This window comes from Amycolatopsis sp. WAC 04169, from assembly GCF_003947535.1.
Taxonomy (GTDB): domain Bacteria; phylum Actinomycetota; class Actinomycetes; order Mycobacteriales; family Pseudonocardiaceae; genus Amycolatopsis; species Amycolatopsis keratiniphila.
Genome location: NZ_QHJI01000001.1, coordinates 110081 through 133423 on the forward strand (window position 1 = coordinate 110081; position 23343 = coordinate 133423).

General features: G+C 68.4%; 22 protein-coding genes. 15 read left to right on the forward strand and 7 right to left on the reverse strand.

Annotation, left to right across the window (positions count from 1 at the left end; genetic code table 11):
* The first annotated feature begins 8 nt into the window (after positions 1-8).
* Entirely contained in the window at positions 9-1112 is a 1104-nt protein-coding gene (locus tag DMC61_RS00565; RefSeq protein ID WP_125685978.1) for a glycosyltransferase, read from the forward strand.
* Here the strand turns inward: DMC61_RS00565 and DMC61_RS00570 are convergent.
* Positions 1109-3001, reverse strand: coding sequence for an FAD/NAD(P)-binding domain-containing protein (locus DMC61_RS00570; protein ID WP_233594668.1), 1893 nt, complete (start codon positions 2999-3001; stop codon positions 1109-1111). The two genes, DMC61_RS00565 and DMC61_RS00570, sit on opposite strands and share 4 nt — an antisense overlap.
* A gap of 124 nt (positions 3002-3125) precedes the next feature.
* Between DMC61_RS00570 and DMC61_RS00575 the strand changes: the two genes are divergently transcribed.
* The 3 genes from DMC61_RS00575 (at position 3126) to DMC61_RS00585 (ending at position 7451) form a co-directional block, all read left to right on the forward strand.
* On the forward strand, positions 3126-4247 hold the full coding sequence (locus tag DMC61_RS00575) for an LLM class flavin-dependent oxidoreductase (protein ID WP_125685980.1): 1122 nt from the start codon (positions 3126-3128) through the stop codon (positions 4245-4247).
* A gap of 437 nt (positions 4248-4684) precedes the next feature.
* Entirely contained in the window at positions 4685-5938 is a 1254-nt protein-coding gene (locus tag DMC61_RS00580) for an MFS transporter (protein ID WP_016338090.1), read from the forward strand.
* A 202-nt stretch (positions 5939-6140) separates the two neighbouring features.
* Positions 6141-7451: a GGDEF domain-containing protein gene (locus DMC61_RS00585; RefSeq protein ID WP_125685982.1), complete on the forward strand. Its 1311-nt coding sequence runs from the start codon at positions 6141-6143 to the stop codon at positions 7449-7451.
* Here DMC61_RS00585 and DMC61_RS00590 read toward each other — a convergent pair.
* Positions 7448-8029 carry a TetR/AcrR family transcriptional regulator gene (locus tag DMC61_RS00590; protein WP_016338092.1) on the reverse strand — a complete coding sequence of 194 codons (582 nt, stop codon included), beginning with the start codon at positions 8027-8029 and terminating at the stop codon, positions 7448-7450. The two genes, DMC61_RS00585 and DMC61_RS00590, sit on opposite strands and share 4 nt — an antisense overlap.
* 134 nt (positions 8030-8163) lie before the next feature.
* Here DMC61_RS00590 and DMC61_RS00595 point away from each other — a divergent pair, with 134 nt between their 5' ends.
* Positions 8164-9390 carry a lipase family protein gene (locus DMC61_RS00595; RefSeq protein WP_043848462.1) on the forward strand — a complete coding sequence of 409 codons (1227 nt, stop codon included), beginning with the start codon at positions 8164-8166 and terminating at the stop codon, positions 9388-9390.
* Positions 9391-9458: 68 nt separating this feature from the next.
* Here the strand turns inward: DMC61_RS00595 and DMC61_RS00600 are convergent, their stop codons facing one another.
* Positions 9459-9866, reverse strand: a complete 408-nt coding sequence (locus tag DMC61_RS00600) for a DUF3151 domain-containing protein (protein WP_037334586.1) — start codon at positions 9864-9866, stop codon at positions 9459-9461.
* 232 nt (positions 9867-10098) lie between these two features.
* Between DMC61_RS00600 and DMC61_RS00605 the strand changes: the two genes are divergently transcribed.
* Positions 10099-11304, forward strand: coding sequence for a hypothetical protein (locus DMC61_RS00605; RefSeq protein WP_125685984.1), 1206 nt, complete (start codon positions 10099-10101; stop codon positions 11302-11304).
* Positions 11305-11307: 3 nt separating this feature from the next.
* Here DMC61_RS00605 and DMC61_RS00610 read toward each other — a convergent pair whose 3' ends face one another.
* The 3 genes from DMC61_RS00610 to DMC61_RS00620 all read right to left on the reverse strand — a co-directional run bounded on the left by DMC61_RS00610 (position 11308) and on the right by DMC61_RS00620 (position 14749).
* A complete protein-coding gene (locus tag DMC61_RS00610; protein ID WP_125685986.1) occupies positions 11308-12585 on the reverse strand; it encodes an ATP-binding protein in 1278 nt (425 codons plus the stop codon).
* A gap of 227 nt (positions 12586-12812) precedes the next feature.
* On the reverse strand, positions 12813-13844 hold the full coding sequence (gene fbaA, locus DMC61_RS00615) for a class II fructose-bisphosphate aldolase (RefSeq protein ID WP_125685988.1): 1032 nt from the start codon (positions 13842-13844) through the stop codon (positions 12813-12815).
* An 83-nt stretch (positions 13845-13927) separates the two neighbouring features.
* On the reverse strand, positions 13928-14749 hold the full coding sequence (locus DMC61_RS00620; RefSeq protein WP_125685990.1) for an LLM class F420-dependent oxidoreductase: 822 nt from the start codon (positions 14747-14749) through the stop codon (positions 13928-13930).
* Positions 14750-14799: 50 nt separating this feature from the next.
* Here DMC61_RS00620 and DMC61_RS00625 point away from each other — a divergent pair, with 50 nt between their 5' ends.
* From DMC61_RS00625 to DMC61_RS00650, 6 genes are all read left to right on the forward strand, one after another.
* Positions 14800-15711, forward strand: coding sequence for an aldo/keto reductase (locus tag DMC61_RS00625; protein ID WP_125685991.1), 912 nt, complete (start codon positions 14800-14802; stop codon positions 15709-15711).
* Between the two features lie 150 nt (positions 15712-15861).
* The gene (locus DMC61_RS00630; RefSeq protein WP_037334573.1) at positions 15862-16752 is read left to right on the forward strand and encodes an SDR family oxidoreductase; all 891 of its coding nucleotides are present in this window, start codon (positions 15862-15864) and stop codon (positions 16750-16752) included.
* A 3-nt stretch (positions 16753-16755) separates the two neighbouring features.
* Positions 16756-17229 carry a pyridoxamine 5'-phosphate oxidase family protein gene (locus DMC61_RS00635; protein ID WP_125685993.1) on the forward strand — a complete coding sequence of 158 codons (474 nt, stop codon included), beginning with the start codon at positions 16756-16758 and terminating at the stop codon, positions 17227-17229.
* 79 nt (positions 17230-17308) lie between these two features.
* Positions 17309-18778 (forward strand): NAD(P)/FAD-dependent oxidoreductase, encoded by a 1470-nt coding sequence (locus DMC61_RS00640; protein WP_125685995.1) that lies wholly within the window; start codon positions 17309-17311, stop codon positions 18776-18778.
* Positions 18775-19641, forward strand: a complete 867-nt coding sequence (locus DMC61_RS00645) for a metal-dependent hydrolase (protein WP_125686002.1) — start codon at positions 18775-18777, stop codon at positions 19639-19641. The genes DMC61_RS00640 and DMC61_RS00645 overlap by 4 nt, the downstream gene beginning before the upstream one ends.
* On the forward strand, positions 19641-20642 hold the full coding sequence (locus DMC61_RS00650; RefSeq protein ID WP_125686004.1) for a PDR/VanB family oxidoreductase: 1002 nt from the start codon (positions 19641-19643) through the stop codon (positions 20640-20642). Before DMC61_RS00645 ends, DMC61_RS00650 begins: the two co-directional genes overlap by 1 nt.
* A 4-nt stretch (positions 20643-20646) precedes the next feature.
* Here DMC61_RS00650 and DMC61_RS00655 read toward each other — a convergent pair whose 3' ends face one another.
* Complete coding sequence (locus DMC61_RS00655) at positions 20647-20931, reverse strand: YciI family protein (RefSeq protein ID WP_043849254.1); 285 nt, start codon at positions 20929-20931, stop codon at positions 20647-20649.
* Between the two features lie 141 nt (positions 20932-21072).
* Between DMC61_RS00655 and DMC61_RS00660 the strand changes: the two genes are divergently transcribed.
* The 3 genes from DMC61_RS00660 to DMC61_RS00670 all read left to right on the forward strand — a co-directional run bounded on the left by DMC61_RS00660 (position 21073) and on the right by DMC61_RS00670 (position 23310).
* Entirely contained in the window at positions 21073-21648 is a 576-nt protein-coding gene (locus DMC61_RS00660; protein ID WP_007032484.1) for a SigE family RNA polymerase sigma factor, read from the forward strand.
* A gap of 91 nt (positions 21649-21739) precedes the next feature.
* Positions 21740-22924, forward strand: a complete 1185-nt coding sequence (gene nagA, locus DMC61_RS00665; RefSeq protein ID WP_063275380.1) for an N-acetylglucosamine-6-phosphate deacetylase — start codon at positions 21740-21742, stop codon at positions 22922-22924.
* A gap of 17 nt (positions 22925-22941) precedes the next feature.
* Entirely contained in the window at positions 22942-23310 is a 369-nt protein-coding gene (locus tag DMC61_RS00670) for a hypothetical protein (protein ID WP_125686006.1), read from the forward strand.
* The last annotated feature ends 33 nt before the right edge of the window (positions 23311-23343 follow it).

A 23343-nucleotide genomic window follows, 5' to 3' on the forward strand; every position in this document is an offset into this window, starting at 1 on the left:
TCGAGGAGGTGCGCATCCTCTTCACGTGCCGCCCCGCCTACGGCCACCTGTACCCGTTGATGCCCTTGGCGATCGCCGCCCGCGACGCCGGACACGAAGTTGTCTTCGGGACCGGAGCGGCCTTCCTGGACAAGGTCCGCGGGCTCGGTTTCGACGCGCACGAGGTCGGGATCTCGATCCAGGACGCCGTCGACCAGGCCGAAGGGGACGCGCCCGAGGCCATCTTCACCGCCTTCGCCGACATCCTGCCGCAGGCGACGATCGCCGACCTGACCCCGCTGCTCCCCACGCTCCGGCCGGATCTGGTCGTCTACGAGATGAGCGACGCCGGCGCAGCGGCCGCCGCCCGCCGGGCCGGGATCCCGGTGGTGTCCCACGTGATCGGGCGGTCGATGCCCGCCGAGCTGATGGCCGCCGCCGCGCACCGGTTCGCGCCGCTGTGGGACGGCAACCCGCCTGCCGACCTCATGCTGGGCGACGCCGGGATCGACGTGTGGCCGGATGTCGTCCGCGACCCGGTGGCGAGCTCGCTGCCGACGGTCTTCCGGCTCCGGCCGGTGCCGTGGAACGAACCGGGCACGGTGCCGTCGTGGCTCGACGGACACGACCGACCCCTCGTCTACCTGACGCTGGGCACCGTCGCCTTCGGCGCCACCGACGTGCTGCGCGCGGCGATCGACGGCCTCGCGCGGCTGCCGGTGGACGTCCTGGTCGCCCGCGGTCCAGGTGACCCCGGCGAGTTCGGCGACCTGCCGCCGAACGTCCACGTGACCGGTTTCGTGCCGCAGTCCGAAGTCCTTCCGCGCGCGGATCTGGTGGTGCACCACGGCGGGACCGGGACCGTGCTCGGCGCGCTTTCGGCCGGACTGCCGCAACTGGTGCTGCCGCAGGGCGCGGACCAGTTCGTCAACGCGGAAGCGCTGGAGACCGCCAACGCCGGGCGGGCGCTGACCGGCGACGAGGTGACCGCGGACGCCGTCGAGGAGCGGGCCAAGACCCTCCTCGACGACGCCCGCGTGCGCGAGGTGGCGGCGAGGGCCCGGCACGAGATCGCCGCCATGCCCGCGCCGTCGGAGGTCGTCCGGCGGCTGGAGGAGTTCGCCGCGCGTTAGGTGACCAGTTTCAAGATCTCCCGCGCGACGACGTCGTTCTGCCGGAACGGGAGCGCGTTGGTCCGCGGCCGGGTGAACGCCCCGGCCGACCGCGCCGACGTATGCGGCCCGAGCGCGAACCGGCGCGGATGCGGGCGGCCCTCGCCGTCGAGTATCCGGCCGTCGGAGACGCGGGTGTGGATACGGCCGGCGAGCAGCCTCTCGCCGGTGACCGGGTCGAGGACGGCTTCCTCGCCGAGCGCGCCGCTGTCCCGCAACTGTCGCAAAAGGACATCGGACGCCCTGGTGACGCTCGGCTCCGGAAGCCGTGCCTCGACAAGGGTCCGCGCCTCGGTCTCGCCGGGGAAGCTCGCACCCGACGCGACGAAGGTCCGCCGTTCCTCATCGGCCGACACGCGCATTTCGGCGCCCAAGAAATGCACCAGTCCCGCTTCCTGGAGCGCGAGCAGTTCTTCGAGCCGTCGCGGTGGCGGACCGCTGGCGAAGTAGGAGAAGAAGCCGAGAAACCAACCGTCCAAATCGGACAGTCGCGATACCGCGTCGAGCCGTCCGGTCTGCACCAGTGCCGGAAGCTGCCCCATCACGGAAAGCAGCGCCATGAAGGCACCCAGATCCGCGCTGTATTCGGCGTCCGCCCGGCGGCTCAAGTCCGCTTCGACGTATTCACGCAGCTCCTTGCCGTACTCCTCGGCGGTGCCGAATTCGGCGCCGGCCATCGGCCTGTCGAGCTTGCCGAGATCCAGCCGATCGTCCGGTGCGGGAACCGCCCGCGCCACCAGCGCGTCGAGCTCGCCGGGCGCGGCATCCGCGAAAGCGTCGGCGAATACGGCGAAATCCATCCGCACCCGCTCGGGGTGCGCGGTGAACAGTTCGCTGTAGTAGGCCCACGCGATCTCCTTCGAGATCAACGGCCAGACGTCACGGCGGAAGTCGATCGGGCCGGGCACCTCGCAGAGCTTCCCGATCGCGTAGGCGTCGAAGAACTTGGGCAACCGCAAAGGTTTCCCGCGCAGCCGGTAGCCGATCTTCGAGTGGTACGGCACGCCGCGGCGCGAACCGACGTGCAGCACGGGCTCGGCACCGCTGGGGTGGTACTTCAGCCCACCGCACGCCTGCTCTTCGAACCGGCCGCCGCGGCCTTCGGTCAGCAGCAGCATCAGATCGACGAACGCGAGGCCGAATCCGCGTACCAGCACGGTTTCCCCCGCTCCGATCGCCGAGTAATCGACGTCGGCGGTGTAGCCGGCCGGGTAGTACGCGAGGTCGTGCCGGGCGGCGAAATCGGCGAGTCCGGTTTCGCGTTCGTCCGGTTCGGCGTCGAGATGCCCGACGGTGAACAGCACCGCGTCCACGGCGAGGGGTTCCGCCCGGTCCTCCAGCCAGAGCGACTGCGGGTCGCCGTCTTCCAGCCGCACCGCGCGGGTCCGATGCTCGACGACCTCGATCCCGGCCGGGAGCCCGGCGCGTACCTCGCGGTGGAACCAGGCGAGATACGCGCTCTGCAACCGTCGCGTCGGGAAGTGATCGCTTTGCAGCGCCTCGAGTTCGGCGCGCAGGCTCTCATCGACCTCCGCGTCGAGCGCGCCCTCGCGAACCAGCCGCGCCCACTCGATCAGCGAAGGCCCGGGGCGGATCGGCCCGTCGATCTCGACGGTGTCGTCGGTGAACACGGTGACGTCTTCGGGCATGGAGTTCATCCGCAGCAACGGTGACTGTTCATAACGCCAGACCCGTCCCGCCCCGGCGGGGAAGGGATCGACGAGATGCACCACCAGCCGCCGCCCGCCGAGGAGCTCGGCGGCGTTGGCGCCGAGCCGTTCGAGCACGCCCACCCCACGTGGACCGGCGCCGACCACCGCGAGCACGTAGGGAAGGTCTGCGGTACCCACGAAGCCGAAGCTACGCCGGGATTCCTGGCCGTGTGCGGGTTCTCAAGGAGCGGAACCCGTTGCCACGGCGAGGAACCGGCGCGTACTCGTCGAAACAGGGGGACACGGACGAGAGGGACGGACGATGCCGGTCGAATTCCTGGGTATCGGAGGCACCAACGACGGTTCGGAGACACATCCGCGGTCGGGCGGCGTCTTCGACAAGGACTACACACTGCGCCTCGCGCGGGCGCACGAGGAATTCGGCTGGGACCGGGTGCTGTTCGCGTACGGCTCCAGCGGTCCGGACCCGGCGCAGGCGGCGGCGTACGTCGCGTCAAAGCTCGACAAGCTCCAGATCCTGCTGGCGCACCGGCCGAACGTCTCGTACCCGACCTTCGCGGCGAAGACGTTCGCCACGCTGGACCAGCTCTCGGACGGGAGGCTCACGGTCCACTTCATCACCGGCGGCAGCGATCACGAGCAGCAGCGCGAAGGCGACTACCTCACGAAGGACGAGCGCTACTCGCGGACGCGCGAGTACATCCAGATCGTGAAGCGGGCTTGGACGTCCGAAGAGCCCTTCGACCACGAAGGCGAGCACTACCGCTTCGCTGACTTCGTCCTCGACGTCCGGCCTGTCCAGCAGCCACGCCCTGGCGTCTCGTTCGGCGGCTCGTCTCCGGCGGCGTACGCGGCGGGCGGGGCCGAAGCGGACATCTTCTGCCTCTGGGGCGAGCCCCTCGCGCAAACGGCCGAACAGATCGAGTCCGTCAAGGCCGCGGCGAAGGCCGCCGGGCGGACCGACGTCCCGCGTATCCAGGTCGCGTTCCGCCCGATCATCGCGCCGACCGAGGAGCTCGCCTGGGAGAAAGCGCATCGCACGGTCGACGCGATCAAGGCCCGCACGAGCGGCGGGAAGCAGCTGACCCGGCGGCATTCGCTCACGAATCCGGAGAACACCGGCTCGCAGCGGCTCCTCGCGGTCGCCGCCGAGGGCGAACGGTTCGACCGGGCGCTGTGGACCCCGACGGCGGCCGCGACCGGCGGCGCGGGCAATTCCAACGCCCTGGTCGGCACGCCCGAGACCGTCGCGCAGGCTCTGCTCGACTACTACGACCTCGGCGTCGACATCCTCTCCGCCCGCGGCTACGACATGCTCGGCGACACGATCGACTTCGGCCGTCACGTCATCCCGATCGTGCGCGAAGAGGTCGCCAAACGCGACGCGGCTTCGGCGCGCGAGGTACTCGCCGTCGACGGCTGAGCCGTTCACTCCACCGGATGGCGGTCCGGTCATCCATTCGGCGCACTACGCCGGCCGCCCCGGATCGCTCCGGCCGTCGCGGAGCGGAGTCGAAACCCGTTCGGTCCCGGGCGGCGCGGGGCTGCGCGCAGAGCGCCGTCGCGATGCGGCATCCCCGCCCCGGGTGGCGCCGTTCTGGCCGCCTTTTCGCGGCGAAAAGCCCGAAACGACCCATAAGTGCTGGTCCGAACCGCCTTGCCGGTCACCGGGACATCTTCTCGGGTGGCCGGTCATCCACGAAAAAGATCTCCAACTCCAGAAACCCGGCGAAAGAACCTAGCCAATCACCAACAGTCAGGAGACACTTACGTGAACGAATGACGCTTCGTGACGAGCTCGTGACCGCGTTACTCTCGGTCACGAGTTTGTCGCGTAATAAGGACCCTATTGGGGGCAACATGGCTTCGGCCGGACGGGTCACTTACCGAGAGGTGTTCGGTGTAGCCGAGTTCCGTTCGCTCTGGTTCGCCGAGCTGTTTTCGATCTTCGGTGATCAACTCGCCAGGGTCGCCCTCTCCGTCCTCGTCTTCACCGAAACCCGCTCCGCGACCCTGACCGGCCTCACCTACGCGCTGACCTACGCCCCGTCGCTGCTCGGCGGCATCTTCCTCACCGGCTTCGCGGACCGGTTCCCCCGGCGGACCGTGATGGTGGTCGTCGACCTCCTACGGGCCCTGCTGATCGCGCTGGTCGCGGTGCCGGTACTGCCGTTCTGGGTCCTGTGCGTCCTCGTCGGCGGCGTCTCGCTGCTGAACCCGCCGTTCAAGGCGGCCCAGCTGGCCCTGCTGCCGCAGATCCTCGAAGGCGACCGGTTCGTCGTCGGCATGGCGATCCGCAGCATGACCGTCCAATCGGCACAACTGGCGGGATTCGCCGGCGGTGGGCTCCTGCTGACCGCGCTCGAACCCCACCTCGCCCTCGCGCTGGACGCGGTCACCTTCGTGATCTCGGCGCTGTTCGTCCGGTTCGGGCTGAAGTCGCGTCCGGCCGCGGCCTCCGGCGAGAAGCGCAAGTCGTTCTTCGCGTCGATCGGCTCGGGCGGCAAGATCGTCTTCGCCAGCTCCGGGCTGCGCGCGTTGCTGCTGTTCACCTGGCTGATGGGCCTGCTGCCGGTGTACGAGGGCATCGCGGCGCCCTACGTCGCCTCGTCGGGCGGTGGCCCCGAGATCATCGGCCTGCTGCTGGCCGCCGATCCGATCGGCAGCGTGATCGGGGCGTTCATCTATTCGCGCTGGGTGCCTGCGCACGTCAGACCGAAACTGATCGGGCCGCTTTCGGCGCTGACCGCGCTCCCGCTGCTGCTGTGCTTCCTGCAGCCGGGACCGCTGTCGTCGATCGTGTTGTTCGTGTTCTGCGGCGGCTTCGGCACGGTGGCGCTGATGCAGGCGACCGCGTCGCTGACGCTGGCCGTGCCGGACGAGAGCCGGGCACAGGTCATGGGACTGTCGAACACCGGGTTGACCACGACGATGGGCGTGAGTCCGCTGATCGGCGGCATCCTGGCGGACCAGGTGGGACCTCAGTCGACCGTGGGCGTCTTCGGGCTTGCGGGATTGGTGCTGACCGTCCCGCTCGCGCTGAGCTGGTTCCGGAACCTCAGCCGTGACCCGGATCGGTGGCAGGAAAAAGACGCCGCACGCGCAGAACATTGAGGTGTTCCACGCGCCGGCCCGATCGCGCGGACGTCTGGCGCGCGCCCCAGTTCACTGATCCCTACCGGCCATCGCTGGCACCTTTCCCTCGACCTCTCAGAGAAAAGTACACACCTAGGGAGCTTGTCGACAGCCCGCAAGTCGGTAGAAGCTGTCCGTAAGTAGGGGGTTTCGGAGAATGACGCAAGAGTCAGGGGGAAAGATGATCACATCGGAGGAACGCGCTGGACATCGTTCGGCTCTCACGGTAGCGACGTGGGAGCTGTGGAAGAGGCCTAAACACTGGATCGCCTACACCGGGCTGTCCGTCGCGACGATGCTGGCACTGACGGGGGTCTTCGCCGCATCCATCGCCATCACGTCTTCGCAGGTCCTGCTGTGTTTCCTGCTCGCCGGGCTCGCCATCGCGCACACCGAGGCGACCCGCCGGATCGAACGCCAGCGGCGCAGCATGAGCGTCACCCCGCATATCAACATGACCTCGGTCTGGGTGCTGCCGGGCGCGATCCTGCTTCCGCCGCAGTTGACCGCGCTTCTCGTAACCGTGATCTATCTTCACCTCGGATACCGCAGCTGGGCGGGCCTTCACACGGTCAACCCCCACCGAACTGTGGCGAACGCCACATCGATGACGCTGACCGCGTTCGCCGCCTGGGCGACCGTGCAGATCGTCGGCGCCGACACGGCGTCGGTGACGTCGATCTGCGCCGCGAGCATCGCCTTCTTCCTGATGAACGCCGTCTTCACCGGCACCGGTCTGTACTTCGCGGCGCCCAAGAAGGCGACCGTCCAGACGCTCCTCGGCTCTTGGGACGACAACATCCTCGAAGCCTCCACGGTCTGTATCGGCGCGCTCGTGCTCGCCGTCCTGCCGCATCAGCCGGTGCTGGTGCTGCTCGTCTTCCTGCCGCTGTACCTGCTGCAGCGTTCGGTGCTGATCAAGCAGCTGGAAGAACTCGCCACCACCGACCAGAAGACCCAGCTCCTCAACGCCACCACCTGGCAGCAGGGCGCCGTCCGCGAGGTCTCCCGCGCCGAGCGCGAGAACGGCCAGTTCGGCGCGCTGATGATCGACCTCGACCACTTCAAGAGCATCAACGACACGTACGGCCACCTGGCGGGCGACGACGTGCTCAAGGGCGTCGCGGCGCTGGTCAAGGCCGAAACCCGGACGCAGGACCTCGCCGGCCGCTTCGGCGGTGAGGAGTTCGTCGTGCTCCTGACCTCGTCTTCGAAGCAGGAGTCCGTCGCGGTCGCCGAGCGGATCCGGCAGCGGATCAGCGAAATGGTCATCAAGACCCAGGACAACGAGGGCAACGCCGTGGTCATCGAGCAGCGGACGGCGTCGGTCGGCGTCGCGACGTACCCGGTCGACGGCCGGACGATCGACGAGGTCATGGCCTCGGCGGACGCGTCTGTCTACGCGGCGAAACGCAACGGCCGCAACCGCGTCGTCTCCTCACCGGATCTCGCTTCGGTCGCCGAAGTAACCCTGGAGGCCGTCGCGGCCTAGCGCAGTCTTTCCATCACGTCGGCGGCCGCGGTCCGGAGCCGGACGACGCCGCCGACGGTGAATTCGGTGAGCAGGTCGATGAGCGCGTCCGCGTCGGGCGGCTCACCGTCCCAGCTCGCCTGGACGAGCGCCTCGGTCATCGCGAAGAACAGCGTGACCAGCGCCTTGTCCGCGCGGCCGGAGTCGACGCCGTGGCGTGCCCAGCGCTGACGGCTCGCCTCGGTGTAGACGGCCGCCAGCCGTTCCCGAAGCCGGGTGAGGGCCGGGTCGCCCATGCGCTCCGCTTCACGCAACACAGGGAACGCGTCGGGATTCGCCGCGACGAAGGCGAACATGTTGGCGTAGTTGGCGCGGGCCCAGGACCGGAGTTCGGGCTGCGAGAGGTCGAGGGCGGGCGCGCCGATCGCCTCGAAGGCGCGTTCCTCGATGTCCGCGACGACCTGGGCGAACAACGTCGTGCGATCGCCGAACTGCTCGTAGACGGCCTGGCGGGACACCCCCGCGCGCCGGGCGATCTGCTCGATCGTCGCGGCCTGCGCGCCGTGCACCGCGAAGACGCCTGCCGCCGAACCCAGCACCCGCGCCCGTTGCTCGCCGATCGGGAGTTTGCGGGGTCTCCCTCGCGGCGCCGGACTTGACATTGTGCGCCACCTCACTGACTCTCTTTTTCGACACGTCTGTCGAAAATGTTTGTGCTCAACGAGGAGCAAGCATGCGTCCAGGATCCCGGCGCGGTGTGTCCGCCGCCGTCTCAGCGGCCACCATCGCGGCCCTGCTGACCTTCGGGGCACCGCAGGCCGGCGCCGCCCCGTCCTTCTACGATCCCCCGTCGCCACTGCCCGCGGGTGCTCCCGGCGACATCATCCGGCACGAGCCGTCCACCTTCTACGTCGATCCCGTCAAACTCATCAAGGCCGACGCGGACGTCCAGCGGATCATGTATCGCAGCACCGACACCCACGGCCGGGCCAACGCCGTGACCGGCACCGTCCTCACCCCGAAGAAGGCGTGGACCGGCGCGGGCGAGCGGCCGGTCATCGGCTACGCGGCCGGGACGCAGGGCGTCGGCGACCAGTGCGCGCCGTCGAAAGCGCTCGCGGCGGGCATGGAGTACGAAGGGCCCTTCATCGCCGGGCTGCTGCTTCGCGGCTACGGCGTCGTCGTCACCGACTACGAAGGCCTCGGCACTCCCGGCGTCCACACGTACGTCAACCGCGTCGCCGAGGGCAACGCCGTCCTCGACTCGATCCGCGCGGCGCAGCGCCTGCCCGAAGCGAACCTGCCGGACAACGGCCCGGTCGCGACCGCGGGCTACTCACAGGGCGGCGGGGCGTCGGCGTCGGCCGCCGAACTCCAGCCGTCCTACGCGCCCGAGCTCAAGCTAAAGGGCTCGTACGCGGGCGCCGTCCCGGCCGACCTGGCCGAAGTCGGCAAGAACATCGACGGGCACTACGCGTTCGGGTTCCTCGGATTCACGCTGGTCAGCATGGACGCGGCGTACCCGGAACTGAACATCCCGGCCCTGCTGAACGCGAAGGGCGCCGAAGCGTTCGAGAAGGTCAAGCAGGAGTGCACGGGGGACGCGATCTTCGCGCACGCGTTCACGCAGTCGAAGGACCTGACGAAGGACGGCCGGCCGCTGACCGCGTACCTCGGCGAAGAGCCGTACAAGACGCGAGTCGGCGAGCAGCTCATCGGTGCGCGTAAGCCGGGCGCGCCGACGCTGGTCGTCCACAGTGCTCTCGACGACATCGTCCCGTACGCGCAGGGGCGGACCATGGCGCGCTCTTGGTGCGAGAAGGGCGCGAAGGTGCAGTTCTCGACTTCGCTGGTTCCGACGCACGTGGGCGGGGCGATCCGGGCGTTCCCGGAGGCTTTCGCTTGGCTTGAAGGTCGCTTCGCGGGGCTGCCGGCCTTCGGGAACTGCGGCCTGTTCTAGCGAGGCCGATCGGTCCAGGTGGTCGTGAGTGGCGATTCGGGTTAGAACCCGAATCGCCACTCACGACGTCACTTGAGGCCGGTGGCTTCCGCCGCGGCGGGGTCCGAGTCGCTCAGGAAGGTCTTGCAGCGGTCGTACTCCTCGGTCTCGCCGATCTTGCCGGCGGCCTTGCCGAGGACGGCGAGAGAACGCAGGAAGCCCTGGTTCGGGCGGTGCGACCACGGCACCGGCCCGTGTCCCTTCCAGCCCGCGCGGCGAAGCTGGTCGAGACCGCGGTGGTAACCGGTGCGGGCGTACGCGTACGCGGCGACGGTCTCGCCCGCGTCGAGCGCCTTCTCGGCGAGGGCGGCCCACGCCTCGCTGTAGTCGGGGTGCTCGGCGGCGACGGCGGCGGGATCGGTCCCGGCGTCCAGCGCCGCCTGCGCGGCGGTGTGCTCGGGGAGATGCGTCGGCTGGGGGCCGAGGAGGTTCGTCATACCGGCCATTGTGCAGACCGCGTGTGACTAGAAGAACAGGCTCCCGAGAATGCCCCCACCGGCCAGCACCAGAGCGGCGACGAGGACCGCCGCGACGAGTCGTTTCGGCATCATGGCGGCACACCTTGCCCTGCTTCGCACGCCGATCGCAAATCCACCACCCCTACGGGTGAACCCCGATTTTCGACCCCAAATGCCCATCCCGTGATCTGGAGCAGGGAAGATGTCCCGCATGACAAAGGCGACAGAAGTGACCGGGGACCTTTCGCCGGGTGTCATCCCCCGCAGCCCGATCGCGAAGACGAGGCTGTTCTTCAAGCTCCATTGGCACCGCGGCGCGCCGGGACAGGCGACGCCGGACTGGGTGCTGAAGTTCTGCTACTCGATGTGGCTGGCCGCGTTCGCCTTCAAGCTGGTGGGCTCGTCCTGGGACATGTCGTGGCATTTCATGTGGCTGCGCGACGACCTCGCCCCGCCGCATCTGATCAACACCGTCGGCACGGTGATCATCATGGTGCTGGTGGCGATCCACAGCTACACCGGCATGGGTGCCGACCGGCGTTCGCTGCGGCTGATGCAGATCGGGCTCGTGGTGTTCCTCATCGCGGCGCCGCTGGACGTCATCAACCACCGCGTCAACGGTCTCGACCTGACCGCGTGGAGCCCGTCGCACATGATGCTCTACATCGGAACGGGCATCATGCAGGCCGGCGTGATCATGGGCTGGCTGAAGTACGCCAAGCCCGGCCGCCTGCGCACCGGTGTCCTGATCGGACTGTGGGCGTTCTTCCTGGAGAACACGTTCTTCCCGAACGGTCAGCAGGAGTACGGCATCCTCGGCCTGCGCGCCTGGGAACGCGGCACGCCCGAGGCCGAGCCCGAGCTGCTGAACTTCGCCGCCAACCAGATCGGGCATCCGGTCGACCGGGTGGCCGTCGAGTACTTCACGATGCCGATCGACGACTGGGTGTACCCGCTGTGGGGCATCGGCGTGATGGCGCTGATCTTCGCGCTGGCGCGGCACACGACCGGCTTCCGCTGGGCGGGCACGATGGTCGCCGCCGCGTATCTCGCGTACCGCCTGGTGATGTGGCCGCTGCTGTTCGGGATGGGTTTCCCGGTCTCGGTCGTGCCGTTCTACCTGCTGGCCGTCGGGCTCGCCGTCGACCTGGCGTTCCGCATCGGCCGGGGGCATCCGATGCTGACGGCGGGCGCGGGCGCGCTGCTGGTGACGGCGTTCGGCTACGGGATGCTGTGGGTGCAGTCGCAGTTCCGGCCGTGGATCCTCGGCGACGCGCTCACGGAATCGGCGCCGCCGGTGGCCTACTGGACGGCCGCGGTCTGCCTGGCCGGGGTCGGCGTGCTGTGGGCCGCCGCCGGGCCGGGGACGCGGGCGATGAACTCGGTGCTGGAGAAGCGTCGCGCACGCGCTGCCTGAGGCTCACGTGGCCGGATCATGCCCGGCCCGCCACAAGGAATCGAGCGGGAGCGCCATCAGCCGATCACCGAAGCTGATGGCGCCCTGGCTCCCTGTGTGCAAGACGATTCCTTGCGTGAACTGATCGCCGAGAAGGTCTCTTAACTGAGCGAGGCCGCGGAAGTCCGCCACGGTCACGGTGTCTCGTGCCTTCGCTTCGACGCCCACGACCTGTCCGTCGTCCCGTTCCATGACCACGTCGACCTCCGCGCCGCCGCTCACTCGCCAGTGGTGCAACCGAACCTCGGCTTCGCTCCACGTCGCTTGCTTGGCCAGTTCATTGACGATGAAGGTCTCGACAAGGGGTCCACGGGTCGGTGCCACGGGCTTCGCCAGGGATTCCGGTGACACGCCCAGCAAGGAAGCGGCGAGTCCCGTGTCGGTGAGGTGCAACTTGGCGTGTTTCACCGCCCGGGACGTCAGATTTCGCGACCATGCCGGGAGCCGGTGGACCAGGAACACCGCTTCGAGCAATTCGACGTACTTGTTCACCGTGGTGCGGTGAAGGCCTGTCCTGGTCGACGTGTTCACGCTGTTGTGCTCTTGCGCTGTGATGGAGGCCAGGTAAGCCAGTAAGGCCGTCATCGCGCTGGGTTCATTGACCCTGGACATCTCCCGGATGTCGCGCTCCGCGATGGCCTGCACGTAGGCGCGGAACCAGGCTTTGCGCGCACGCGCGCCGCCGAGAAGCGCGGGTTCGGGAAAACCTCCGCGACAGATCCGCGCGAAGTAGTCCGCGCGATCGACGTTCGCGGGACCGAGGCCGAGCAAACGGCCGGGTTCGTCGAAAGCGACATCGATGAACCGCTCGAACCGCCCCTCGAACTCCCCCTGCGAAAACGGCCATACGTCGACGACGACGCCCCGGCCCGCCAAGGACTCCGAAAGGCTGGGAGTCGCCAGGAACCTGGTGGACCCGGCCAGGACGTAGCGTCCTGGCCCGCTCTCCGCGTCGACCTCCGCCTTGATCGCTCTGATCAGCGGGTCCCCTGCCCGTTGCACCTCGTCGATGAGCCTGGGCTCCGGGCCGGTACCGGCGAATCCGACGGGGTCCTCGATGGCCGCTTGCAGAAGTTGCTCGTCGTCGAGGTTGAAGGAGGTACCACCGTGACGCCGGTGGAGATGTCTGAGCATGGTCGTCTTACCAGCCTGACGCGGGCCGTTGAGGATCACGATGCGAAAGTTCGCCAAGTACTCCTCGGCGACGGCGCAACTGGCCCGTACCAGGTCCGATTCGGCCATAGCTCCTCGAAATGCCGGAGGTCGTGTACATCTCACAGTACCCTCGACCGACATTTCACGACCAGGTGAACCGACATTCCACAGTGCAAGTGACCGACATTTTGCTGATCTTGAAACCGCTGGTCTCAGCCACGCTCCGAGTACGTGAAGGCCCCCTTCCTTGCGTCTAGCGCAAGGAAGGGGGCCTTCATGTACTTCCGCATTCAGAGGACTAAATGCGGAACGGGTCAGGAGAGCTTCTTGCCGGCCGAGCCCAGCGACTGAGCGGCCTCGACGACGCGCGTGGCCATGGCGGCCTCCGCGGCCTTCAGGTAGCTACGCGGGTCGTAGACCTTCTTGTTGCCGACCTCGCCGTCGATCTTCAGGACACCGTCGTAGTTCTTGAAGAAGTGGTCCGCGATGGGCCGGGTGAAGGCGTACTGCGTGTCGGTGTCGACGTTCATCTTCACGACGCCGTACGACACCGCCTCGCGGATCTCCTCCGGCAGCGAGCCCGAACCGCCGTGGAAGACCAGCTCGAACGGCTTCGAGCCGGCCGCGAGGCCGAGCTTCTTCGCAGCCGCCTCCTGGCCGCCCTTGAGCACGTCCGGGCGCAGCTTCACGTTGCCGGGCTTGTAGACGCCGTGCACGTTGCCGAAGGTCGCGGCCAGCAGGTAGCGGCCGTTCTCGCCGGAGCCGAGCGCGTCGATCGTCTTCAGGAAGTCGCCCTCGGCGGTGTACAGCTTCTCGTTGATCTCGGCCTCGACGCCGTCTTCCTCGCCGCCGACCACGCCGATCTCGACCTCGAGGATGATGTTCGCGGCCGCGGCCTTGGCGAGCAGTTCCTGCGCGATCTCGAGGTTCTCGTCGAGGTCGATCGCGGAACCGTCCCACATGTGGCTCTGGAACAGCGGGTTCTGGCCGTTCTTGACCCGCTCCGCCGAGATCTCGATCAGCGGGCGGACGAAGCCGTCGAGCTTGTCCTTCGGGCAGTGGTCGGTGTGCAGCGCGACGTTCACGTCGTACTTGGCGGCGACCACCTGGGCGAACTCGGCGAGCGCGACCGAACCGGTCACCATGTCCTTGACCTTCTGGCCGGACGCGAACTCCGCGCCGCCGGTGGAGAACTGGATGATCCCGTCGCTCTCCGCCTCGGCGAACCCGCGAATGGCGGCGTTCAGGGTCTCCGACGAGGTCACGTTGATGGCCGGGTAGGCGAATTCGTTCGCCTTCGCCCGGTCGAGCATCTCCGCGTAGACCTCGGGGGTGGCGATGGGCATCGTTTACTCCTCCTCGAAGCAGGCTGGTGCACCTCTCGGCCGCATCGTACGAGGTCGGCCGGGAGGTGCCTACAGCCGTCGCGTCAGAGGAGGACCGCGGCGAGCGCCCGGTAGACCGGCAGGGGGTCGGAGTTCAGTACCTGGATGTTCACGTGGTCCGCCCCGGCCTCGATATGCGCGGTGACGCCGCGGGCGACCGTCTCGGCGTCGCCATGCACGGCCAGCGCGTCGACCAGCTTGTCGCTGCCCTCGCCCGCCAGGTCCTCGTCGGTGAAACCGAGTTTCCGCAGGGAGTTCGTGTAGTTGACGAGGCCGAGGTAGAACTTGACGGTGGCCCGACCGATCTCCCGGGCCTTCGCCGGATCGGCCTCGAGGACGACCTTCTGCTCGGGCGCGAGCAGCGGTCCTTCGCCGAGGAGCTCGCGCGCCTGGCGGGTGTGCTCGGGCGTCATCAGGTACGGGTGGGCTCCCGCTGTGCGGTCTCCTGCGAGTTTGATCACCTTCGGCCCGAGAGCGGCGAGGGCGCGGCCTTCGACGGGTACTCCGGCGGCGTCGAGAGCGTCGAGATACTCGACGAGGGCCGTGTACGGCTTCTTGAATTCGGCGGTGTGCTCCCGGTGCCCGGCACCGATCCCGAGCAGGAAGCGGCCCGGGTGCTTCGCCTCGATGCGCTTGTACGACTCGGCGACCGTGGCCGCGTCGTCCTTCCAGATGTTGACGATGCCGGTGGCCACCTTGATCGTCTTCGTGGCGTCGAGCAGCTCCTCCGCCTTCACCAGGTCGCCGTCCGGTGAGCCACCCAGCCAGATCGCGCCGTAGCCGAGTTCCTCCAGCTCACGGGCGATCTCCGGGGTGAAGACAGATTCGTGCTGCCAGATGCCGATCCTGCCGAGTTCGATTCCCATGCTTCGAGCCAACACACCGGGCGGGCGATGTCTTCCCTTATGTTCGAACCATGGCGAAACTCGGGAACACCGACCTCGACGTCCACGGGATCAACCTCGGCGGCAACGTCTTCGGCTGGACCGCGGACGAGGAGCAGTCCTTCGCCGTCCTCGACGCCTACACGGCGGCGGGCGGCAACTTCATCGACACCGCCGACCTCTATTCGGCAGGCGGTTCCGAGACGATCATCGGCAACTGGCTGGCCAAGCGCGGCCGCCGGGACGACGTCGTCATCGCGACCAAGACCGGGATGTGGGAGGAGCGCAAGGGGCTGTCGGCGGCGAACATCGCGGCGGCGGCCGAAGACTCGCTGCGACGGCTCCGTACCGATCACATCGACCTCTACTACGCGCACATCGACGATCCGGACACCCCGGTCGAGGAGACGGTGCGGGCCTTCGACGCGCTCGTGCGCGCGGGCAAGGTGCGCTATGTCGCGGCGTCGAACTACTCCGCCGAACGACTGACCGAAGCACTGTCCATTTCGGACCGTGAAGGGCTGGCGAAGTACGTCGCGTTGCAGCCGCACTACAACCTCGTCGAGCGGGACTACGAGCGGGATCTGGCGCCGACGGTCGAGCGCGAAGGCCTGACCACGCTGCCGTATTTCTCGCTGGCCAAGGGTTTCCTCGCCGGGAAGTACCGGTCGAAGGACGACCTCGGCGACAGCCCGCGCGCCGCCCGCGCATCGTCCTATTTGGACGAACGGGGCGAGCGGGTGCTCGCCGCGCTCGACGCGGTCGCGGCGTCGCGCGGCGTCCCGGTCGCCGCGGTCTCCCTCGCCTGGCTGTTCGCCCAGCCGACCGTCACCGCGCCCATCGCGAGCGCCCGCTCGGCCGAGCAGCTGAACGACCTCCTGCCCGCCGCCGACCTCGCGCTCACCACCGAGGAGGTCGACGCCCTCACCGCCGCCTCGCGCTGACCACCTCCCGCGTTTCGTCCTCTGAATGCGGTAGTTCGCACTACCAACTACCGCATCCAGAGGACGAAACGCGGACTTACTTGCGGGTAGCTTACTCCGGGTAGGTTGGGGTACCGTCCGGAAGCCTTAGGGCTCGGACGAGGAGGCAACGTGGCCAAGAACAGCGTGAACGGCAAGGTCGTCCTGATCACCGGCGCCGCGAGGGGCATCGGCGCGGGGCTCGCCGAGCGCCTGGCCGCGCAGGGCGCGAAGGTCGCCCTGGTCGGCATCGAAGCCAAGGAACAGCAGGCGGTCGCCGACAAGATCGGCCCCAGCGCGCACGCCTGGGAAGCCGACGTCACCAGCTGGGACGACCTCGAACGCGCCACCGCGGGCGTCGTCGAGCACTTCGGCGGGATCGACATCGTCATCGCCAACGCCGGCATCGCGACCTCCGGTTTCGTCCGGTCGGTGGACCCGGCCGCCTTCGAGAAGGTCATCGAGGTCGACCTCCTCGGCGTCTGGCGCACCTTCCGCGTCACCCTTCCGCATGTCATCGACCGCAAGGGCTACCTGCTGGCGATCTCCTCGCTGGCCGCGATCACCCACGCGCCCGGCATGGCCAACTACGCCGCCGCGAAGGCGGGCGTCGAGGCGTTCTGCAACAGCTTCCGCGCCGAAGTCGCCCACCTCGGCGTGAAGGTCGGCGTCGCGCACCCCACCTGGATCCGCACCGACCTCGTCGAGAGCGCCGACCAGCACCCGGTCTTCGGCAAGCTCCGCGCCGGCATGCCCGGCCTGCTCGGCAAGACCTACCCGCTGTCGGTCGCGCTCGACCACCTCCAGGCCGGGGTCAACAAACGCGCCCGCACCGTGCACGTGCCCCGCTGGGTCGGCGGCCTGAAGCTGATCCGCGCGTTCCTGCCGCCGATCATCGAGATCGGCGCGAAGGGCCGGATCAAGAAGGCCGACGCCGCCGCGCTCATGGACATCAAGGAGCGCGGGGCGTACGAATCTTCAGTGACCGGCCAGGCAGGCCGGGCCGCCACACGAAAGGGCTGACGTATGTCCCGTCGCGACCAGATCCGCATGTCACCGGACGAACTCGCCGCCTACCTCGACGAGCAGAAGGTCATCAACGTCGCGACGATCGGCCCGAACGGCCGCCCGCATCTGGCGCCGCTCTGGTACTACCCGCACGAGTCCGGCGTCGCGACCTGGACCTACGGCACGTCCCAGAAGGCGAAGAACCTGGAGCGAGACCCCCGCGCCACCGTGCTCATCGAGGACGGCGAGAGCTACGAGAAGCTGCGCGGGGTCTCCCTCGAAGCCGACGTCGAGGTCGTCACCGACACGGCCATCGTCACCCAGATGGGTATCAACCTCATGCAGCGGTACGCGGGCGCGAAGCCCGGGGATCCCGTGCCCGACGAGCTGTCCGGCTTCATCGGCAAGCAGGCCCCGAAGCGGATCGGGCTGATTTTCCGGCCGACCAAGATCGTCAGCTGGGACCACACGAAGCTCGGCGGCACGTACTGACGGGTAGGGAGTACTAGCAAGTAACTGTTACTTCAGGTAACGTCATCTGCGCAAGAAAGCCTCGACGTGGAGGGCGCAGATGACCGAGCGATTCAAGGTCGTGATCGTGGGCACCGGATTCTCCGGGCTCGGCCAGGCCATCCAGCTCGAAAAGGCCGGGATCTCCGACTACGTGATCCTGGAGAAGGCGGACGAAGTCGGCGGTACGTGGCGCGACAACTCGTACCCCGGCTGCGCCTGCGACGTGCAGTCCCACATGTACTCGTTCTCCTACGAGCAGAACCCGGACTGGTCGCGGTCGTTCTCGCCCGCCCCGGAGATCTTCCAGTACCTGAAGGACGTCACCGACAAGTACCGGCTGCGGCGCAAGATCCGCTTCGGCGTCGAGCTCACCGGGGCCACCTGGGACGACACCGAGCGCCGCTGGCACGTGCACACCAAGTCGGGTGAGTTCGAGGCCCAGTTCCTGGTCTCCGGCGTAGGCGGCCTGCACATCCCGCAGGTGCCCACGCTGCCCGGGATCGAGAAGTTCAAGGGCCAGACCTGGCATTCGGCGCAGTGGAACCACGAGTACGACCTGCGCGGCAAGAAGGTCGCCGTGGTCGGCACCGGCGCGAGCGCGATCCAGTTCGTCCCGAAGATCGCCCCCGAGGTCGACGAGCTGACGCTGTTCCAGCGCACGCCGCCGTGGATCATGCCGAAGCCCGACCACGCCATGCCGGGCTGGGCCAAGACCGCGTTCCGCCGGATCCCCGGCGTGCAACGGCTTTACCGCAACGCGCTGTACTGGTTCCTCGAAGTGCGCGCCGTCGGCTTCAACGGTCACCCCGCGATCATGAAGGCCGGCGAGGTGATCGCGAAGCGCCACATCGGCAAGTCGATCAAGGATCCGAAGCTGCGCAAGAAGGTCACCCCGGACTACACCATGGGGTGCAAGCGGGTGCTGATCTCCAACGACTACTACCCGGCGATCAACCGGTCCAATGTGGACGTCAACACCGAGGGCGTGCGCGAAGTCAAGGCGCACAGCGTCGTCGACGGGAACGGGGTCGAGCACGAGGTCGACGCGATCATCTACGGCACCGGCTTCAAGGTCACGGACGCCTTGGAATACCTGGACATCACCGGGATCGACGGCCGCGACCTCGCCAAGGAATGGGCGACCGAGGGGATGCACACGCACAAGGGCATCAACGTCGCCGGTTTCCCGAACCTGTTCTTCCTCCTCGGCCCGAACACCGCGCTGGGACACAACTCCGTGGTCTTCATGATCGAGTCGCAGGCGCGGTACGTCGTCGACGCGATCAAGCTCGCCGATTCGCGGGGCGCCGCCGCGCTCGACGTCCGTCCCGGCGTGCAGGAGAAGTTCCAGCGCGAGATCCAGGACAAGCTCGTCAAGGGTGTGTGGACCCAGGGCGGCTGCAAGAGCTGGTACCTCGACGCGAAGGGCGTCAACCGCACGATCTGGCCGGGCTTCACCTGGCGTTACTGGCTCGACACCCGCAAGGTCGACGCCAGCGACTACGAACTCAGCGGGAGGTCTTCGTGACCGATCACGAGCAGATCGTCCTGCACGCCCGCGACGTCGAGTTCGACTGGGCGTCGCTGCCGATGCACTGGATCCCCGGCGAACCGCAGGCGACGCACACGATCAACGTGCTGCATCTCGCGCTGCCGGAGGGCGAACGCTGGTTCGTCGAGGTGTTCAAGCAGGCCGTCCCGCTGATCCGCGACGAGCGGCTCAAGGAGGACGTCCTCGGCTTCATCGGCCAGGAGGCCATGCACGCCGAGGCGCACGACGGCGCGGCGGAACACCTCGAGGCGGCGGGCGTCCACGTGCGGCCGTACATCGCGCAGATGGAGTGGATGTTCCGCCGTCTGCTCGGCGACCGCGAGCTTTCCGCCAAGCGGCGCGAGGAATGGCTGATCGAGCGGCTCGCCGTCATCGCCGCGATCGAGCACTACACCGCTTTCCTCGGCCAGTGGATCCTCGACGCCGAAGCGCTCGACAAGGCGGGCGCCGATCCGACGATGCTGGATCTCCTGCGCTGGCACGGCGCCGAAGAGGTCGAGCATCGCTCGGTCGCCTTCGATCTGTTCATGCATCTCGACGGCCGCTACGCGCGCCGCGTGCGCAGCATGCTCGTGGTGACGCCGGTGCTCGCGTGGGTCTTCTTGCGGGGCACGAGGTTCCTCATGAAGAACGACCCGACCAGGCCGGGCAAGACGAGTTTCCGGACTTATCTGCGCGTGGCGAAGCTCGGGCTTCTGCCTTCGGGCAAGCAGCTGCGGCGCGAGATCCGGCCGTACTTCCGGAAGTCCTATCACCCCACCGAAACCGGCAACACCGATCAGGCCGTCGCGTATCTCGCGAGCTCGCCGGCCGCGCTGGCCGCCGACGAACCCCGGTGATGACACCGCCGAGGCCGCTGCGGCTCGACGGCAGCGGGCGCACCGACCGCGCGATGGCGTCGTTGACCGGTGTCGTCGCGCTGTACCGCAGGCTCAGCGGGGTGAGCGGCCGTCGCCGTCCGCCTGTGGTCGCCGTCGACCGTGACCTCCCGCTGGTCGTCGACGACCTCCGCGCCCAGGCGGACGGCGTCGCCGTCCTGCGGCTGGTGCACGAACGCGGCGAGCCGCTGCCTCGGTGGCGGCCCGGCGCGCACATCGATCTTTCGCCGCGGCCGGGCCTGGTCCGTCAGTACTCCCTGTGCGGCGACCCGGACGACCGCTCGGCCTACCGCGTCGGCGTCCGGTTGCTCGGTGAGGGATCGACGGCGATGCACGCGCTGAAGAAGGGCGCGCGGATCACCGGGCGCGGCCCGCGCAACGCCTTCCCGTTCGTCGAGAGCCCGGCGTACCTGTTCATCGCGGGCGGTATCGGGATCACGCCGATCCTTCCGATGGTGCGGCAGGCGGCCGCCTCCGGCGCGGACTGGCGACTGGTCTACACCGGTCGCGACGAGGCTTCGATGCCGTTCCTGGAGGAATTGTCCGAATTCGGTGATCGAGTGTGGATCCGTCCGGACACGGACTACGGGATCCCCGCGTCGGGCGCGGAATTGCTCGAAGGGGCGAAGAAGAGTGCCCCGATCTACTGCTGCGGTCCGGTTCCGATGATCGTGAGTGTCCGGACGGACGCGGCACTGCGCGGCTCGGGACCGGTGTTCTTCGAGCGGTTCTCGACGCCGCCGATCGTCGGCGGCAAGCCCTTCCGCGTCGAACTCGCCCGCAGCGGCAGGACTTTGGACGTCCCCGCCGACCGGTCGACGCTCGACGTCCTGCGTGAGACCGTGCCCGGCATCGCTTATTCGTGCCGCCAGGGGTTTTGCGGGACGTGCGAGCTGCCGACGGTGACCGGCGACCGCGTCCGGGTCTGCGTCGAACGCGAGCCGGTCACCCTCGATCTCTGAGCCGTCAGTCTTCCTTCGGGATCCAGGCGCCGATCACCGGCTTGAACTCGCGCACGGTCCGCTTCGCCACGACACCTTCGAGGTGGTACGGGTCCTGGTCGATGATCTCCAGCAGCGCCGCCTCGTCGGCCGCCTGGTACATCGAGATACCGCCGGAGCCGTCGCCCAGCGGGCCGCCGAGCGCGACGACGCCCTGGTCGGCGAGGTCGGTGAGGAACTTCCGGTGCCGGGGACGCACGTCCGCCAGCTTCTCCTGCACGTACGTGATCTCCACCAGGAACCAGGCCATCGACATCTCCAAGGTCGTTCCGACAGACGCCGCCCAGCTTCTCAGGATCCGATCAGGCAGGACCGTCACCCCACCCGATACGCTGATCGAGCGCCATGCACAGGTTGTGCTTCAAAGGGGTAAATGAACAGGTAGGGGTACATGCTCGAGGGCAATGCGGAACGCAGTGTCGAGGCGACCCTCGGCCACCTGCGCACCATGGACGGACCGGTCACGCCACCGCCGCCTGCGGCACCGCTGACCCTTGAGGATCTCTATCGCCAGCACCGGATGCGGCTCGTGCGGCTGGCCATTCTGCTCGTGGACGAACCGGCGACCGCCGAAGACGTCGTCCAGGAGGCCTTCACCGGGCTGCACCGCAACTGGGGGCGCCTGCGCGACGCCGCCGCGGCCGTCGGATACCTGCGCACCGCCGTGGTCAACGGCTCACGCAGCGTGCTGCGCCGCCGCAAGACCGCGCGTGAGTACGTCGCTCCGCATGCCGTCAACGCGCGTTCGGCCGAAAGCCTCGCCATGCTGTCGAGTGAACATCAGGCCGTTGTGAGCGCTTTGTCCAAACTGCCCCCTCGCCAGCGCGAGGTTCTGGTCCTCCGTTACTACGGTGGGCTGAGTGAGGCCGAAATCTCGGAGGCCGCCGGGATTTCGAAAGGTACCGTTAAGTCAACCGCCAGCCGGGCGCTCGAAGCACTGCAGAAAGCGATGCAGTCACCGAACTGATGCCCGGCCTTCATCTCGACCGCTGGGTTGTGCCGCCATGCTTGGTCCAGACCAATATATGCTGGGGGGCGTGAGAGGCGCCGGAGATTTCGTGATCGTGGGCGGCCGGGTCGTCGCCCCGGACCGTGTACTCGACGACGGCTGGCTGGCTATCGCCGGCGGCAAGATCGTCCAAGTCGGTTCCGGGACACCCCCGGACATCGATCGCGTCGACGTCGACGGGTGCCTGGTCGTGCCCGGCTTCGTCGACACCCACTGCCATGGCGGTGGGGGCGGATCGTTCTCCAGTGCGAACCCCGAGGAACTGCTCCGCGCGGTCCGCGCGCACCGGCGGCACGGGACCACGACCATGCTCGGCAGTCTGGTCTCGGACCCCATCCCGGTGCTCAGGGACCAGATCGCGGCCCTGCGCGAGCTGGTCCAAGAGGGTGAACTTGCCGGAATTCACCTTGAAGGACCCTTCATCTCGAAGGCGCGGTGCGGGGCGCACGACCCGGCGACGCTGATCGAGCCGGACACGGCCACGGTGAACGCGCTGCTCGGCGCCGGCCGCGGCGACATCCGGATGGTCACCCTCGCGCCCGAACTGCACGGCGGGATCAAGGCCGTCCGGCAACTGGCCGAATCAGGGGTCATCGCCGCCATCGGGCACACCGACGGCGTCGAGGACCAGATCATCCCCGCGATCGACGCGGGCGCCTCCGTCGCGACGCACCTCTTCAACGCCATGCGGCCGCTCCACCACCGCGAGCCGGGCCCGATCGGCGCCCTCCTCGACGACGAGCGCATCACCGTCGAGCTGATCTGCGACCTCGTCCACGTGCACCCGACCGTGCTGCGGCTGGCCGCGCACCACGCGGGCAAGGGCCGGACGGTGCTCATCACCGACGCCATGTCGGCCACCGACGCCGCCGACGGCAGCTACATCCTCGGCCGGCTCGAGGTCGACGTCCGCGACGGCGTCGCCACCCTGGCCGGGAACGGTTCGCTGGCGGGCAGCACGCTGACCATGGACGCGGCCTTCCGCAACCTCGTGCGCGGCGCGGGCATCGACCTGCTCGACGCCGTCCGCGCGACCTCCGGGCGCCCCGCCGAACTGCTCGGCATCGCCGACCGGACCGGCTCGCTGCGGGCCGGGCTCGCGGCCGACCTCGTCGTGCTCGACCGCGACCTGCGGCCGGTCAAGGTGCTTCGTCAGGGCGAGTGGGTCGAAGACGACGCTGCGGCTACATTGAGCAGCGCCATCGAAGGCGGTGTGTCGGTCAGCGACGGGTAGCGGCGAAAGGAGTCCGGATGAGCGAGCCCAAGGACCCGGAGAAACTCCTAGCCGATGCCCTGCGCGCTCAGGCCGTCTTCGCCCCTTCGGCGGAGCGGCTCTCCGAGACGACCACCGACAAAACGGTCGAAACGGACACTGAGCGTAGTGACGTTTCCGGGAAGAGCGAACTGCCCCCGCAGTACGGCCTGCTGTCCGGCGCCGGCGCGGACTCGCTCGAACGAGAGCGTGTCGCGCTGGAGGACGCGGAAACGGCCAGGCTGGCGGAACGCCCGACGCCGCCTCCGCCTCCCAGCCCGCCGCTGCCCGCGTACTGGGTGTTGCTGCTGGCCGTCCTGCTGGGGCTCGCCGCCGGTTCGGTGATCGGGCTGCTGACGCTGATCTGAGCGCGGTCTCCCGCCGGGTCAAGGCACTCTGCG